The organism is Shinella sp. WSJ-2 (assembly GCF_003432075.1).
Classification (GTDB): domain Bacteria; phylum Pseudomonadota; class Alphaproteobacteria; order Rhizobiales; family Rhizobiaceae; genus Shinella.
Genome location: NZ_QWBU01000004.1, coordinates 363,897 through 378,136, shown reverse-complemented (window position 1 = coordinate 378,136; position 14,240 = coordinate 363,897). Strand labels below are relative to the sequence as shown.

The 14,240-nt window shown below is 63.0% G+C and carries 13 protein-coding genes; 12 read left to right on the top strand and 1 reads right to left on the bottom strand.

Going from position 1 to position 14,240, the window contains the following annotated elements:
• The first annotated feature begins 61 nt into the window (after positions 1-61).
• The 9 genes from D0Y60_RS12585 to D0Y60_RS12550 all read left to right on the top strand — a co-directional run bounded on the left by D0Y60_RS12585 (position 62) and on the right by D0Y60_RS12550 (position 8,917).
• Entirely contained in the window at positions 62-862 is an 801-nt protein-coding gene (locus tag D0Y60_RS12585; protein WP_117370425.1) for an ABC transporter permease, read from the top strand.
• Positions 859-1,650, top strand: a complete 792-nt coding sequence (locus tag D0Y60_RS12580) for an ABC transporter permease (protein WP_117370285.1) — start codon at positions 859-861, stop codon at positions 1,648-1,650. Before D0Y60_RS12585 ends, D0Y60_RS12580 begins: the two co-directional genes overlap by 4 nt.
• A complete protein-coding gene (locus tag D0Y60_RS12575) occupies positions 1,647-2,693 on the top strand; it encodes an ABC transporter ATP-binding protein (RefSeq protein WP_117370284.1) in 1,047 nt (348 codons plus the stop codon). Before D0Y60_RS12580 ends, D0Y60_RS12575 begins: the two co-directional genes overlap by 4 nt.
• Positions 2,694-2,710: 17 nt before the next feature.
• The gene (locus tag D0Y60_RS12570) at positions 2,711-4,003 is read left to right on the top strand and encodes a glycosyltransferase (protein ID WP_117370283.1); all 1,293 of its coding nucleotides are present in this window, start codon (positions 2,711-2,713) and stop codon (positions 4,001-4,003) included.
• Positions 3,996-4,358: a cupin domain-containing protein gene (locus D0Y60_RS12565; RefSeq protein ID WP_117370282.1), complete on the top strand. Its 363-nt coding sequence runs from the start codon at positions 3,996-3,998 to the stop codon at positions 4,356-4,358. The genes D0Y60_RS12570 and D0Y60_RS12565 overlap by 8 nt, the downstream gene beginning before the upstream one ends.
• Positions 4,359-4,391: 33 nt before the next feature.
• Entirely contained in the window at positions 4,392-4,739 is a 348-nt protein-coding gene (locus D0Y60_RS12560; protein WP_117370281.1) for a cupin domain-containing protein, read from the top strand.
• Between the two features lie 151 nt (positions 4,740-4,890).
• Positions 4,891-6,396: an aldehyde dehydrogenase family protein gene (locus tag D0Y60_RS12555; protein WP_117370280.1), complete on the top strand. Its 1,506-nt coding sequence runs from the start codon at positions 4,891-4,893 to the stop codon at positions 6,394-6,396.
• A 282-nt stretch (positions 6,397-6,678) separates the two neighbouring features.
• Complete coding sequence (locus D0Y60_RS24755; protein WP_158565475.1) at positions 6,679-6,840, top strand: hypothetical protein; 162 nt, start codon at positions 6,679-6,681, stop codon at positions 6,838-6,840.
• A gap of 319 nt (positions 6,841-7,159) precedes the next feature.
• The gene (locus D0Y60_RS12550) at positions 7,160-8,917 is read left to right on the top strand and encodes an ABC transporter ATP-binding protein (protein WP_117370279.1); all 1,758 of its coding nucleotides are present in this window, start codon (positions 7,160-7,162) and stop codon (positions 8,915-8,917) included.
• A 25-nt stretch (positions 8,918-8,942) separates the two neighbouring features.
• Here the strand turns inward: D0Y60_RS12550 and D0Y60_RS12545 are convergent, their stop codons facing one another.
• Positions 8,943-9,845 (bottom strand): LysR family transcriptional regulator, encoded by a 903-nt coding sequence (locus D0Y60_RS12545; RefSeq protein WP_117370278.1) that lies wholly within the window; start codon positions 9,843-9,845, stop codon positions 8,943-8,945.
• Positions 9,846-10,113: 268 nt separating this feature from the next.
• Between D0Y60_RS12545 and D0Y60_RS12540 the strand changes: the two genes are divergently transcribed.
• From D0Y60_RS12540 to D0Y60_RS12530, 3 genes are read left to right on the top strand one after another with little or no spacing between them, the layout of a single operon-like run.
• Positions 10,114-11,619, top strand: coding sequence for a leucyl aminopeptidase (locus tag D0Y60_RS12540; protein WP_117370277.1), 1,506 nt, complete (start codon positions 10,114-10,116; stop codon positions 11,617-11,619).
• A gap of 21 nt (positions 11,620-11,640) precedes the next feature.
• Positions 11,641-12,546: a proline iminopeptidase-family hydrolase gene (locus tag D0Y60_RS12535; RefSeq protein ID WP_117370276.1), complete on the top strand. Its 906-nt coding sequence runs from the start codon at positions 11,641-11,643 to the stop codon at positions 12,544-12,546.
• Positions 12,547-12,560: 14 nt separating this feature from the next.
• Positions 12,561-14,222: an ABC transporter substrate-binding protein gene (locus tag D0Y60_RS12530; RefSeq protein WP_117370275.1), complete on the top strand. Its 1,662-nt coding sequence runs from the start codon at positions 12,561-12,563 to the stop codon at positions 14,220-14,222.
• The last annotated feature ends 18 nt before the right edge of the window (positions 14,223-14,240 follow it).

The following is a 14,240-nucleotide window of genomic DNA, read 5'->3' as shown; positions in this document are numbered from 1 at the left end:
CTTCAATGCCACCAGACCGAACCTGCTCGCCGCGCCCGGCGTCGCCTGGCTCGTCGCCTTCATGGTGGTGCCATGCGTGCTGGTGCTGAGCTATGCCTTCTTCCAGCGCGGTGTCTGGGGCGGGGTGGAATATACCTTCACGCTGGAGAATTTTGCCCGCGTCCTCGATCCGCTCTACGCCAAAATCTTTCTGAATTCCGCGCGCATCGCGCTGACGGCGACGGTAGTGGCCATCCTCATCGCCTATCCGGCGGCTTACGCGATTTCCCGCGCTCCAAGGATGTCGCAGCCGATCCTGCTGTTCTTCGCGGTACTACCCTTCTGGAGCAATTACCTGATCCGCACCTATGCCTGGATCGTGCTGTTGAACCGCGAGGGCCTGATCAACAACCTTCTGCGCTGGCTGGGTTACACCGGCGAGCCTCTCTCGATGCTCTATACGGAGAGCGCCGTCATCACCGGCCTCGTCTATAATTATCTGCCCTTCGTCATCCTCGCGATCTACTCCACGCTGTCGCGGCTGAATCCGGAGCTGATGGAAGCCTCGCGCGATCTCGGCGCCGGGCCGGTGCGCACCTTCCTGCGCGTCACGCTGCCGCTCACCCTGCCGGGCGTTGCGGCCGGTGGCGTCTTCGTCTTCGTGCTCTCCATCGGCAATTTCGTGACGCCCGCGCTGCTCGGGGGCGGGCGGTTCCAGATGGTCGGCAACCTCGTCTACGACCAGTTCCTGACGGCGAACGACTGGCCGTTCGGCGCGGCACTCGGCGCGGCGCTGATCCTAACCATGATCGTGCTGCTCCTCCTGCAGGCCCGCGCCACGGCGCATGCGAGCGGCGAAAGCAAAGGGGAGGCGTCGCAATGAACGCCTCGTTTTCCGGCAAGCTGCCGGGCCGTATCGTGCTGCTTTTGGTCTTCGGCTTCCTCTACCTGCCGATCGCCGTGCTCGTGCTGCTCTCCTTCAACGACAGCGGCCTGCCTACCTCCTGGTCGGGCTTCTCCGTCCGCTGGTACGGCGCATTGCTCGCCAACACCGACATTCTGCGCGCCGCCGGCAACACGCTCATCGTCGCGGTCTTCGCGACCGTCATCTCCACCGTGCTCGGCACGCTCATGGCGCTCGGCATGGAGACGCGGCGCCGCAAGAGCAACGGGCTGGAAGCGCTCGCCTTCGCGCCGATGGTCATTCCCGACATCGTGCTGGCGGTCGCGCTGCTCACCTTCTTCTCGCGGCTAGGGTTGGCGATGGGCCTGCACACCATCGTCATCAGCCATGTCATCTTCGACCTCGCCTTCGTCTGCTCGGTCGTCAGGGCGCGGCTCAAGCATTTCGATTTTTCCATCGTCGAGGCGTCGCGCGATCTCGGTGCCTCGGGCTGGACGACCTTCTGGCGCGTCACCTTCCCGGTGCTGCTGCCGTCGATCGTCGCGGGCGCGCTGCTCGCCTTCACGCTCTCGGTCGATGAGTTCATCATCGCCTTCTTCACAGCGGGCGCCGGGCGCTCGTCCATCACCCTTCCCATGCAGATCTATTCGATGATCCGCTTCGGCATCACGCCCGAGGTCAATGCGCTCGCCACCATCGTCATGGGCGTCAGCGCGACGGCGCTTTTGATCTCGCAATGGCTCAACAGAGAACAGCAGGTCCCATGAACGCATCCAGCAATCCGATCCTGCGCATCGAGGGCGTCGGCAAAGCGTTCGGCCCGGTGACCGCAGTCGACAATGTGACGCTCGATATCAAAGAGAACGAGTTTTTCGCGCTGCTCGGCCCCTCCGGCTGCGGCAAGACCACGCTTCTGCGCATGCTCGCCGGCTTCGAGAGCCCGAATGCCGGCCGCATCCTGCTGGAAGGCGAGGATATTTCGCCGTTGCCGCCGGAAAAGCGGCCGCTCAATCTGATGTTCCAGTCCTATGCGCTGTTCCCGCATATGACGGTGCGGCAGAACCTTTCCTACGGCCTCGAAATGGAGCGGCTCGACAAGGCCGAGATCCGCCGCCGCGTCGACGAGACCCTGGCGACGACGGACCTCACGCAATTTGCCGACCGCAAGCCCGAACAGCTCTCCGGCGGGCAAAAGCAGCGCGTGGCCCTCGCCCGCGCGCTGGTGAAGCGGCCGAAAGTGCTGCTGCTCGACGAGCCGCTCGGCGCGCTCGACAAGAAGCTGCGCGAAAAGATGCAGCTCGAACTGAAGCGCATGCAGCACGAGGCCGGCATCACCTTCATCATCGTCACGCACGACCAGGAGGAGGCGCTGGTCATGGCCGACCGCATGGCGATCCTCAAGGACGGCCGTCTGTTACAGGTCGGTGCGCCGGAAGAGGTCTATGAGCGCCCGGCCGACCGCTTCGTCGCCAATTTCATCGGCGTCATGAATTTCATCGAGGGCACGGTCGGTGCGGACGGTCTTTTCCGCGCGGAAGGCCTTGAGGTGAAGGCAGCGGGCAATGCCGGCCCCGCGACGCTCGCGGTGCGCCCGGAAAACATCGTCATCGGCCCGCCCGGCGACCTGCCGGTATCCGGCGTCATCGTCGATATCGCCTATCACGGTCTCGACCGGGTGCTGCACATCAAAACGGCCGCGACGGCCACGCCGCTTCAGGTCCGCATTCCCGCCAGCGGGGCGGGCAACTGGAAGATCGGCGATGCGCTGAGCCTCAAGATCGATCCGGTGAAATGCCGGCTCTTCCAATGAATAAAGAGGGGAACACCATGTCCAAGACCATCGCATTCTTCCCGGAGGCGGCGTTCGGCCCGGCGCTGAATTCCGTCGGCATCGCCCAGGCCGTCGAAGCGCTCGGCCACAGGGCCGTCTTCCTCTCCGATCCCGGTTTCGTCTCGGTCTATGAGGGCTATGGTTTCGAGGCCCATCCTGTGAACCTCTCCGAACCCATGCCGCCCGAGCAGATGGCGAAGTTCTGGGAGGATTTCATCAACGGTCACATCCCGAACTTCCGCAAATCACCCTATGACCAGGTCGACAACTATGTGAAGGACTGCTGGACGGCGATCGTCGACAGCGCCAAATGGGCGCAGAAGGATCTGCCGGACGTGCTGGCGAAGATCAAGCCGGACCTGATCTGCGTCGACAATGTCATTCTCTTCCCGGCGATCAAGCAATATGGCACGCCCTGGGTGCGCATCATCTCCTGCTCGGAAAACGAGATCGAGGATCCGAAGATTCCGCCGCATCTCTCCGGCTGCGGCGAGAAGGATTTTGCCGGCCACGCGGCCTATCGCGATCACTTCAACGCTGTGATCAAGCCGATCCACGACGATTTCAACGGCTTCCTCGGCGAGAACAACGAAGCGGCGTATCCGATCGGCCAGTTCTTCGAGGCCTCGCCCTTCATGAACCTGCTGCTCTATCCGGAGCCGGTGAAATTCGAGCGCGAGCATCCGCTCGATCCGAACCGGTTCCAGTATCTTGAAGGCTGCGTGCGCAAGGAAAAGCCCTACGAGGTGCCGGCCTTCGCGGAAAACAACGACAAGCCGCTGATCTACATCTCCTTCGGCTCGCTCGGGGCCGGGGATACGGATCTGCTCAAGCGCCTGATCACGACCATTGGCAAGCTGCCGTACCGGGCGCTGGTCAATGTCGGCGATTACAAGGACCAGTACGAGAACCTGCCGGGCAATGTCATCGTCGACAGCTGGTTCCCGCAGCCCTCGGTCATCCCGCAGGTCGATGCGGCCATCCACCATGGCGGCAACAACTCGTTCACGGAGTGCCTCTATTTCGGCAAGCCGGCCATCATCATGCCCTATGTCTGGGACGGCCACGACAATGCGACCCGCGTCGACGAGACCGGCCACGGCTTCAAGATGCCGCGCTATGACTGGACGGATGCCGACCTCGCAGCGAAGTTGGAGGCCTGCGTCAACAACCCGACCATGAAGACGCGCCTTGCCGCCACCAGCGCCCATATGCAGGCCCGCAACGGCCCGAAGAAGGCCGCCGGCATTCTCGACGAACTCGTGAAGACGGGCGCTTACAATGGTTGAGACGACGAAGGCCACCGCGCCGCATATCTACAATGCGACCACCTTTTCCGATCTCGTCGACTGGGGCGATCAGCCGGACAGCCAGGAGGGGCAAACGCATTCCTCCGGCCGGCTCGTCTTCAAGGGGCCGAACAACCAGCCGGAATCTGGCATCTGGGTCTGCACGCCGGGCCGCTGGCGCCTGTCGATCCCGCGCGACGAATTCTGCCATTTCGTGGCCGGACGGGCGGTCTATCGCTCGGATGAGGGCGAGGTGATCGAGGTCGAGGCCGGCACCGTCGTCATGTTCCCCGGCGGTTGGACCGGCGAATGCACCGTCATCGAGACCATGCGCAACATCTACATGCTGGTCTGACGCACAAAGACAATGAATGAAAGGAAACATCCCATGACCGCGACACCCCTGATGCGCAAGCCGCTGGAAGAAACCGACCTCAAGGACTGGGGCATCATCCCCACCATGATCGAGGGCGAAAGCCGAACCTCCGGCAAGGTCATCCACAAAGGCCCGAACGGCCAGTCCGAATGCGGCCTGTGGATCTGCACGCCCGGCAAATGGTTTTGCCATGTCACCAGCGACGAGTTCTGCCACTTCCTCGAAGGGCGCTGCACCTATGTGCACGAGAGCGGCGAGGTGATCGAAATCACCCCCGACACCGCCGCCTTCTTCCCGAAGGACTGGAAGGGCGAATGCACCGTCCATGAGACGGTGAAGAAGGTCTACATGATCCGCTGAGACACGGCCTCGGCTCCTCATCCGCCCGCCGGCACCTTCTCCCCGCAGGCGGGGAGAAGGGACTTGCCGCAACCTCTCGTCTCCCTCGCCCCGCTTGCGGCGAGAGGGTAAAGCGCCGTTCCGATCCGCAGAACGTCAAGGAAATATCGCCATGTTCAACCCCGCCGAACCCGTGTTCTACCGGCATCCGGCCTATCTCCCGAGCCAGGGCGTCCGCCATCAGGTGATCGACCCCGCTACGCTCGCCACTGTTGGCACCATCGCCGATACGACGCTGGAGGACATGGAGGCCGTGCTCGACGCCGCTGCCGCGGCGCAGCGCGACTGGAAACGGCTCGACGCCAAGACGCGGGCGACGATCCTGCACCGCATCGCCAACCGCATCGAGGCGACCGACATGCGGCGCTGCGCGGAACTGATGTCGCGCGAGATGGGCAAACCCTATCCGGAGGCGATCGGCGAGGTGGCGAACTGCGCCGGCGCTTTCCGCTATTTCGCGGAAATGGCTCGCGACGACGGCGGCAAAGTGGCGGGCACGACACAGGCCGGCTCGTTCCAGCACGCACGCTACGAAGCCCTCGGCACCAGCGTCCACATCATGCCGTTCAATTTCCCGATCCTGCTGATGTGCTGGACGGTCGCGGCGTCGCTCGCTTCCGGCAATGCCTGCATCATCAAGCCGGCCCCGGCGACGACGCTTTCGACCCTGGCGTTCATGCCGGTTTTCGAGGCGTTGCCCGAAGGCCTGATCGCCTGCCTGCCGGGTGGCATCGAGCTCGGCAGCGCCTTGATAGCCTCTCCCAAAACCCATGCGGTCGCCTTCACTGGCTCCGTCGCCGCCGGCAAGGCGGTGGCGATGGCCGCCGCAGCGCAGATGAAGCCGGCCGTCATCGAAGCGGGTGGCTCCGACCCGATGATCATCACCGCAAATGCACCGCTCGATGTGGCGGCTGCCGGTGCCGTCACCGCCGCCTTCCACATGTCCGGCCAGGTCTGCACTTCGGCGGAACGGTTCTTCGTCGTCGATGCCGTGCATGATGCTTTCATCGAGAAGTTTGCCGCCGAAGCGCGGCGCCTGCGCATCGGCAACGGCCTCGGCCGTGCCGAGATCGGCCCGCTGGTCAGCGAGGCGGCGCGGGCCAAGGTCGTCCGGCTGGTGGAAGACGCCAAGGCCAAGGGCGCGACGGTCGTGCTGGGCGGAAAGATCCCGGACAGCGAGCCGACGGGCTGGTTCTACGAGCCGACCATTCTCATCAACTGCACGCCCGACATGGCGATCCTGCGCGAGGAATGTTTCGGCCCTGTCGCCGCCGTCATGCGGGTGAAGGATTTCGACGAGGCGATCGAGCGGGCCAATGACAGTGAATTCGGCCTCGGCGCTTCCGTCTTCACCACCTCGCTCGAAGAGGCGATGGAGGCGGCGGACCGGCTGGAGGCCGGCATGGTCTGGGTCAACAATCCGCTGATCGACAACGACGCGCTGCCCTTCGGTGGCTGGAAGAAATCCGGGCTCGGGCGCGAGCTGTCGAAGCTTGGTCTCGATGCCTTCCGCCGCTCGAAAATGGTCATCATCGATCATAAGCCGGTGATCCAGGGCTGGTGGTATCCCTATCCGGATGAGTGGTTCTATGAGGAAGGCGGGCGCAAGCACGTTTGATGGGCTGTGCCTGGAGCGTGGCGACGTGCCGGTTCTTTTCTTCAAAAAGGCCTTTTCGGTTGCAATCCGGGCTTTCAAACGCAAAACGTGGAAATTTCGTATCGTGAAGCCTGCCACATGACGGAACAATGAAACGCGAATTTACGACTGTGGCGAAAATGAGAATAAATACCCTACTAAACTTATAGGGATCCTATATAACTTCCTTTCAGAGAAAGAGGCGGGCATGACTGCACGCCTCCGGAGGACCGGGAAACGGCCTTCAAGAAGGGATGATGGCGAATGAGCAATGCGAAACTCGACGGCCGTTCCACCTATGGCGCACTTGGCGCCATCAATGATCGTCGTGCACGCCGCGCCGAGCGGCAGATCCTCGTCAGCAACATCGCCGTCGTCGGCGCTTTTCTCTTCGTCAGCGCCGTGATTTTCGGCTTCGTCGGCTGATCGACCCTAATCCGGTTTAGCAAGCAGCAGCGCCAGCCGGAGCGACAGAGGCGCTCATCGCGCGCTGCGTTTATTTTCAGATGACATCTTTTGGCTAATGCCGGGCGATTGATTTCTGCTCGTGGGCCTGTGTTCAACCCGGCGGCATGTCTGCGCAAAATTTCTCTCACTCGCTACTCTGGCCGGACCGAGACTTCCCGGAATTAGGCACGCTGCGCGCAAAAAACCCGTTCCCCCCGGACAAAATTTTGTCGCGGATGTGGAAGAGACGGGGTAGTTAATCGTCATAGTCGCAGTGCCGATACTGAAAGCCTGATTGATGTCTGACCTTTTGAAGCGTTTTGCCGGCTATTATAGCCCGCACCGTGGCCTGTTTGCGCTGGATTTCACGTCCGCCGTTGCGGCTGGTTTGCTGGAGCTTGCCTTTCCGGTTGCGGTAACGCTTTTCATCGACCGCCTCCTGCCGACCGGCCAACTCGATGTGATCGCGCTTGCCGCCGTCGGTCTGTTTCTCATCTATCTCTTCAATGCGGGCCTGCAGGTCATCGTTACCTATTGGGGCCACATGCTGGGCGTGCGCATCGAGGCCGAGATGCGCCGCAAAGCCTTCGACCACCTGCAAAAGCTCTCCTTCGGTTATTTCGACAACCAGAAGACCGGCCATCTCGTGGCGCGGCTGACCAAGGATCTCGAGGAGATCGGCGAGGTCGCCCATCACGGGCCGGAAGACCTCTTCATCGCCATCATGACGCTGATCGGCGCCTTCATCCTGATGCTCTGGGTGCATGTGCCGCTGGCGCTGATCACCGCGGTGATCGTGCCGCTGACGGCCTGGGTCACCACGCATTACGGCGCGCGCATGACGGCGACCTGGCACGCGCTCTATGGCCGCGTGGCGGACTTTAACGCACGCATCGAGGAGAATGTCGGCGGCATCCGCGTCGTGCAGGCCTTCGCCAACGAGGATCACGAGCGAAAACTGTTCGCCGAGAGCAACAACAATTATCTCACGACCAAGATGCAAGCCTACAAGGTGATGGCGGCGTCCGCCTCGCTGTCCTACCTCTCTATGCGCTTCGTACAGGTCGTCGTGATGCTGGCAGGCGCCTGGTTCGTGGTGCATGGTGAGCTTTCGGCCGGCGGCTTCGTCGGCTTCCTGCTGCTGATCAACGTGTTCTTCCGGCCGATCGACAAGATCAACTCGATCATCGAGACCTATCCGAAGGGCATTGCCGGCTTTGAGCGCTACACGAAGTTCCTCGATACCGAGCCCGATATCCGTGACCGCGCGGGTGCAAAGGACGTGAACCGTCTCAACGGCGATATCGAATATCGCAATGTCGGCTTCGGCTACAGCGCCGACAAGGTTGTGTTCGACGGGCTGAACCTATCGATCAAGGCCGGCGAGACCATCGCTTTTGTTGGCCCCTCCGGTGCCGGCAAGACGACGATCTGCTCGCTCCTGCCGCGCTTCTACGAGATCACATCAGGCACGATCGCCATCGATGGCATCGACATCAGGGACATGACGCTCCGGTCGCTGCGCTCCAATATCGGCATCGTTCAACAGGATGTCTTCCTCTTTGCCGGTTCGGTGCGCGAAAACATCGCCTATGGCCGGCTCGATGCCACGGAAGCGGAAATCCTGGATGCGGCCCGGCGTGCGCGCCTTGACGACGTGATCGCCAATCTGGCCGACGGGCTCGACACCATTATCGGCGAGCGCGGCGTGAAGCTCTCGGGCGGCCAGAAACAGCGCCTCGCCATCGCCCGCATCTTCCTGAAGAACCCGCCGATCCTCATTCTCGACGAGGCGACATCGGCGCTCGACACGGAGACGGAGCGGGCGATCCAGCAGTCGCTGGCAGAGCTTTCGTCCGGCCGCACGACGCTGGTCATTGCCCACCGCCTTGCCACGATCGCCAATGCCGACCGCATTCTCGTTGTCGACGATGGACGCATCGTCGAGAGCGGCAACCATGCCGATCTCATCGCGAAGAAGAACGGTCGCTATCGCGATCTCCAGGCGGCCCAAAGCGAGGGCGGGTCGGTGCATCCGTTCCAGCTCAAGGGATAAGCGCGAGGCCGTCGCCGGTGCCGTGCTATTCGATATGCATCGCGCGCTTGTGTTCGGCGACCTCGGCAAGCAGCCAGTCCTGGAAGACGCTGGCGCCGGCCTTGTTGCCGACGCTGCGGCGCTGCTGGAGATAGTAGCCGGCCGGATAGGCATGGCGGGCGGCGAAGGGGGCGACGAGCTTGCCCTGCCGCAACAGGTCTTCCGCCATGATCGTATCGGCCAGCGCCACGCCCGCACCGTTCATCGCCTCGCGCATGATGAGTGTGCAATCGTGCAGGGTGGAACTCGCGGGAACGCCGGCGTCGGAAACGCCTTCCTGCTCCAGCCATTGTTTCCAGCGCGTCGTCTCGCATTCGTGGATGAGGTGATGATGCACGAGATCGGCGGGTGAGCGAAGCGGTACCGGCCCCTCGAGCAGGGAGGGTGCGCAGACCGGCGTCAAAAGCAGCGGGATCATCAGGGACAGTGCCGGGCCGGCCTTGTAGACGAATTCGTCGATAATGGCGAGATCGACATTGGTGCGTTTGCCCGAGGTGGAGATTTCCAGGTCGACGTTCGGATGCTGGCGGCGGAAGTTCGGCAGGCGGTCGGCGAGCCACAGATTGAGGAAGGTCGGCTCGCACATCAGCTTGACGCGCTGCGCCTTGTGGCTGCGCGGCCCATCCTGAAGGCTCACATCCTCCGTCGCGCGCCAGATCGTCTCGAAGGCTTCCGAAAGCGTGCGGGCATAGTAGGAGCCACGCATCGTCGGCGTCACCTGCCGGAAGCCGCGTTCGAACAGTTCCTGGCCCAGCGTCTTCTCCAGCGTGCGGATATGCCGGCTGACCGCCGAGGGCGTCAGATGCAGCTCTTCCGCCGCGTCCTTGATGCTGCCGAGGCGTGCCGCGGCCTCGAAAGCGCGCATGCCGTTGAGTGAAGGTAAAGCCATTACCGGACCATGGATTATCACCTGAGTTTTTGTCAATCGATATGGTCGAAATTGACGCTTGAACGCCCGCCCCGTTCAGCGTTACCGATTTGAACCGAGCCTCTAAGTCGCCATGAGAAAACGTTTATTTACTCTGGCACCCATTCGCCATCGGTGATGGCTGGTTTCCGGCACGGCCATCGTTTGCGGACCGGCGAGATACATCGCCCGCGCGGTGGGACATGTCCGTGCAGCCAGCCTTGCGTTGCTGTAACAGGAAGTAGCCTTCATGCCCCAATCGCCCGTCCCGGTCTTCGAAGCGACTGACGCCATCGCCAAGGATGCTCCCGTCATTGTCATCCTGAAAGCCGACGGACAGGGCCTTGGCCCGCGCGCCGCAGAGCTCGATGCCACAGCCGGCGGGATCGTCTTGCGCGCCTGTTCCACCGCTGCCGATGCCGGCACCTGCATCGACCTCGTTCCGCCGCAGGGTGTCGCGGCTCACCGCATTATCGTGCTTTCGCTCGGCAAGGCCGAGGCCATTAGCGCGCTTTCGCTGGCGAAAGCCGGCGGCAGCCTTGCCGCGGATCTGGAAGACAAGGGCGAGGCTGCGGCGACGCTGGTCCTCGATCCCATCGCCGGTGCCGGCCTTTCGGAAGCCGAAATCCTCGCCCGTGTCGCGCTTGGCATGCGGCTACGGCGCTATCGCTTCGACCTGCGCAACAAGCGGCCGATCGCGGCCGACGACAAGGCCTGGAAAATCCAGCTGGTGGGCGCGGACAAGACTGCGCTTGAAGCCGCGCTGGTCCGCGCCAATGCGGTGGGTGAGGGCGTCGAATATGCCCGCACCCTCGTCAACCTGCCGCCCAACCATCTCCACCCCGACAGTTTCGCCGAGCATCTCGAACCGCTGCGCGCAGCCGGCATCGAGGTCGAGGTTCTGGACGCCGACCAACTCAAGGATCTCGGCATGAACGCGATCCTGGCGGTCGGTTCGGGTTCCGTGCGGGCGCCGAAGATCGCGGTTCTGCGTTATCGCGGCGAGGGATCGGGCGAGCCGCCGCTCGCCTTCGTCGGCAAGGGGGTCTGCTTCGATTCCGGTGGCCTGTGCATCAAGGGCGGCGCGCAGATGTTCGATATGAAGGCCGATATGGGGGGCGCCGCCGCCGTCGTCGGCCTCCTCCTGTCTCTGGCACGGCAGAAGAGCCCGGTTCATGTCGTCGGCGTTCTCGGCATCGCCGAGAACCTGCCCTCCGGCACGGCGCTGAAGCCACGCGAGATCATCGCCACCGGCTCGGGCCAGACGGTAGAGGTGTTCGATACCGACGCGGAGGGACGGTTGATCCTTGCGGATTGCCTCTATTACACCGCAACCCGCTTCGAGCCCTCGGCCATCGTCGATCTCGCGACGCTGACCTATTCGGTCATGCGCGGTCTCGGCTCGATCTTCGCCGGCCTGTTCAGCACCGATGACGCCATTGCCGCCCAGATGATTACGGCCGGCGAGGTCGTCGGCGAACGCTTCTGGCGCCTGCCGCTCGACCCGGCCTACGATGAGGGCCTGAAATCGCCGCTCGCCGATCTGCGCCATCATGCCAAGGACATGGAAGACGGCGACGCGCCCTATGCGGCGGCGTTCCTGCGCCATTTCACGGAGGACCGCCCCTGGGTGCATCTCGATATTGCCGGCAAGGAGCTTTTCCCGGAGGATCGTCCGCTCGGCCGGGAAGGTGCCACCGCCTTCGGCGTGCAGATGCTGGAGGAATGGGTGACGACGAACAGACTGGGCGCCTAGGCGGCCATGGGAGGACAGAACATGGCGGCTGACATCACCAGCATCGAGGGACGCGCACCCTTCCGCGGCTATGAAACCTGGTATCGCGTGAGCGGCGATCTCGGCAGCGGCAAGCTGCCGGTGGTGATCCTGCATGGCGGTCCCGGCGTCGCGCATAATTATGTCGATGCCTACAGGCTGCTCGCGCGCGATGGCCGCGCCGTCATCCACTACGATCAGCTCGGCTGCGGCAATTCCACTTTGCTGCCGGAAAAGGGCGCCGAGTTCTGGACGCCACAGCTCTTCATCGACGAGCTGGAAAACCTCGTCGACCATCTCGGTATTCGCGGCGGCTTCCATGTGCTCGGCCAGAGCTGGGGCGGCATGCTGGGCGCCGAATATGCAGTCCTGCAGCCGGTGGGCTTCGCCTCGCTGACCATCGCCAATTCGCCGGCGTCCATGAAGCTCTGGGTCGAGGAGGCGAACCGCCTGCGCGCTGACCTGCCGCAGGACGTGCAGGACACGCTGACGCGGCATGAGACGGCCGGTACGACCGATCATGCCGACTATCAGGCGGCGACCATGGTCTTCTACGAGCAGCATGTCTGTCGCGTCGTGCCGTTCCCGCCGGAGGTGACAGCAAGCTTCGAGCAGGCGGCGCGCAATCCCACCGTCTATACGCTGATGAACGGGCCGAACGAATTCCACGTCATCGGCACGCTGAAGACCTGGAGCGTCATCGATCGCCTGTCTGCGATCGATGTGCCCACGCTCATCATTTCCGGACGCTACGATGAAGCGACGCCCGCGACGGTGCAGCCCTTCAAGGACGGCATCAGGGGCGCGCGCTGGGAGATATTCGAACAGTCCAGCCATATGCCGCATGTCGAGGAGCAGGAAGACTGCATGCGCGTCGTCGGCGACTTCCTCAATCAGAACGATCAATAGAAAAGGGGACAGATATGAAGAAACTGCTTTTGACGGCCTCCGCCGTCACCCTCCTGGCCAGCGCATCGCTCGCCCCGGCCAAGGCCGAATACCTTCAGGAACACCGCGGCGGCACCATGCGCCTGCTTGCCCGCTCGGCGGCCGGCACGCTCGATCCGCATATCAACTACACCGACCAGGGCTGGCAGATGTACCAGCCGATCTATGACGGCCTCGTCGCCTTCCGCAAGGCCGAGGGCATGGACGGCTTCACCATCGTTCCCGATCTCGCCGAGGCGCTTCCCGAAGTCTCCAACGACGGCAAGACGTTCACCTTCAAGCTGCGCAAGGGCGTGATGTTCTCCACCGGCCAGGAGGTCGGCGTGAAGGACGTGGTCGCCTCGTTCCAGCGCATCTTCAAGGTCTCCGGCCCGACCTCCGGCACCTTCTATGCCGGCATCGTTGGCGCCGACAAATGCCTTGCTGACACCAAGAGCTGCACGCTGGAAGGCGGCGTCGTGGGGGACGAGGCCGCCGGTACGGTGACGATCAACATCGTCAAGCCGGATGCCGAGTTCCTCTACAAGCTCGCGCTGCCGCATGCCGTGACGCTGCCGGCCGATACGCCGGCCGAGGACGCGGGCTCCGTGCCGATCCCGAGCACTGGCCCCTACATGATCTCAGCCTTCGACCCCAACAAGGGCATGACCGTCTCGCGCAACCCGCATTACAAGCAGTGGAGCGCCGAAGCCCAGCCGGACGGCTACCCCGACGTGGTGCAGTACGATTTCGGCCTTTCGGAGGAAGCGGCCGTGACGGCGATCCAGAACGGCGAAGCCGACTGGATGTTCGACGCGCTGCCGAGCGATCGCCTCGCTGAACTCGGCACCAAGTACAAGGACCAGCTGCACATCGCGCCGCTCTCGGCCTGGTGGTATGCGCCGCTCAACACGCGCCTTGCGCCCTTCGACAACGTCAAGGCCCGCCAGGCGGTCGCTTTCGCCATCGACCGCAACACGCTGGTCAAGCTCTTCGGCGGCAAAGTGCTTGCCTCGCCGGTTTGCCAGGTACTGCCGCCGGACTTCCCCGGCCATGTCGACTATTGCCCCTATACGAAGAATCCGGGCGCCAAGTGGTCGGCACCTGACCTCGAAAAGGCCAAGCAGCTGGTCGAAGAATCCGGCACGAAGGGCCAGAAGGTCACGATCATCGTCGAGGACACCGCGGTTTCCCGTTCGATCGGCGTCTATCTGCAGAGCGTGCTGACGAGCATCGGCTATGTCGCCGACGTCAAGCCGATTTCCGCCAACATCCAGTTCACCTATATCCAGAACACCAACAACAAGGTGCAGATGTCGGTGACGCAGTGGTACAAGGATTATCCGGCGGCCTCCGACTTCCTGCATATCCTGTTCGGCTGCGCCTCGTTCCGCGAGGGTTCGGACGCCTCGATCAACATTGCCGGCTTCTGCGATGCGAAGATCGATGAGAAGATGCAGAAGGCGCTGGACCTTGGTGTGACTGACCAGGTTGCTGCGGATGCGATGTGGGCCGAGATCGACCGCGAAGTGACCGACCAGGCGCCGGCCGTCGGCCTCTTCACGCCCAAGCGCCTCGACTTCGTCAGCAAGCGCCTCGGCAATTTCCAGTTCAACCGTCAGTTCAACTGGATGATCACCCAGTCCTGGGTGCAGTAATACCCGTCGGAGGGGTTT

Excerpts from the sequence above, each read along its gene's own strand:
- D0Y60_RS12585 (WP_117370425.1), top strand. The coding sequence starts at position 62 with ATGGTGGTGCCATGCGTGCTGGTGCTGAGCTATGCCTTCTTCCAGCGC.
- D0Y60_RS12580 (WP_117370285.1), top strand. The coding sequence starts at position 859 with ATGAACGCCTCGTTTTCCGGCAAGCTGCCGGGCCGTATCGTGCTGCTT.
- D0Y60_RS12575 (WP_117370284.1), top strand. The coding sequence starts at position 1,647 with ATGAACGCATCCAGCAATCCGATCCTGCGCATCGAGGGCGTCGGCAAA.
- D0Y60_RS12570 (WP_117370283.1), top strand. The coding sequence starts at position 2,711 with ATGTCCAAGACCATCGCATTCTTCCCGGAGGCGGCGTTCGGCCCGGCG.
- D0Y60_RS12565 (WP_117370282.1), top strand. The coding sequence starts at position 3,996 with ATGGTTGAGACGACGAAGGCCACCGCGCCGCATATCTACAATGCGACC.
- D0Y60_RS12560 (WP_117370281.1), top strand. The coding sequence starts at position 4,392 with ATGACCGCGACACCCCTGATGCGCAAGCCGCTGGAAGAAACCGACCTC.
- D0Y60_RS12555 (WP_117370280.1), top strand. The coding sequence starts at position 4,891 with ATGTTCAACCCCGCCGAACCCGTGTTCTACCGGCATCCGGCCTATCTC.
- D0Y60_RS24755 (WP_158565475.1), top strand. The coding sequence starts at position 6,679 with ATGAGCAATGCGAAACTCGACGGCCGTTCCACCTATGGCGCACTTGGC.
- D0Y60_RS12550 (WP_117370279.1), top strand. The coding sequence starts at position 7,160 with ATGTCTGACCTTTTGAAGCGTTTTGCCGGCTATTATAGCCCGCACCGT.
- D0Y60_RS12545 (WP_117370278.1), bottom strand. The coding sequence starts at position 9,845 with ATGGCTTTACCTTCACTCAACGGCATGCGCGCTTTCGAGGCCGCGGCA.
- D0Y60_RS12540 (WP_117370277.1), top strand. The coding sequence starts at position 10,114 with ATGCCCCAATCGCCCGTCCCGGTCTTCGAAGCGACTGACGCCATCGCC.
- D0Y60_RS12535 (WP_117370276.1), top strand. The coding sequence starts at position 11,641 with ATGGCGGCTGACATCACCAGCATCGAGGGACGCGCACCCTTCCGCGGC.
- D0Y60_RS12530 (WP_117370275.1), top strand. The coding sequence starts at position 12,561 with ATGAAGAAACTGCTTTTGACGGCCTCCGCCGTCACCCTCCTGGCCAGC.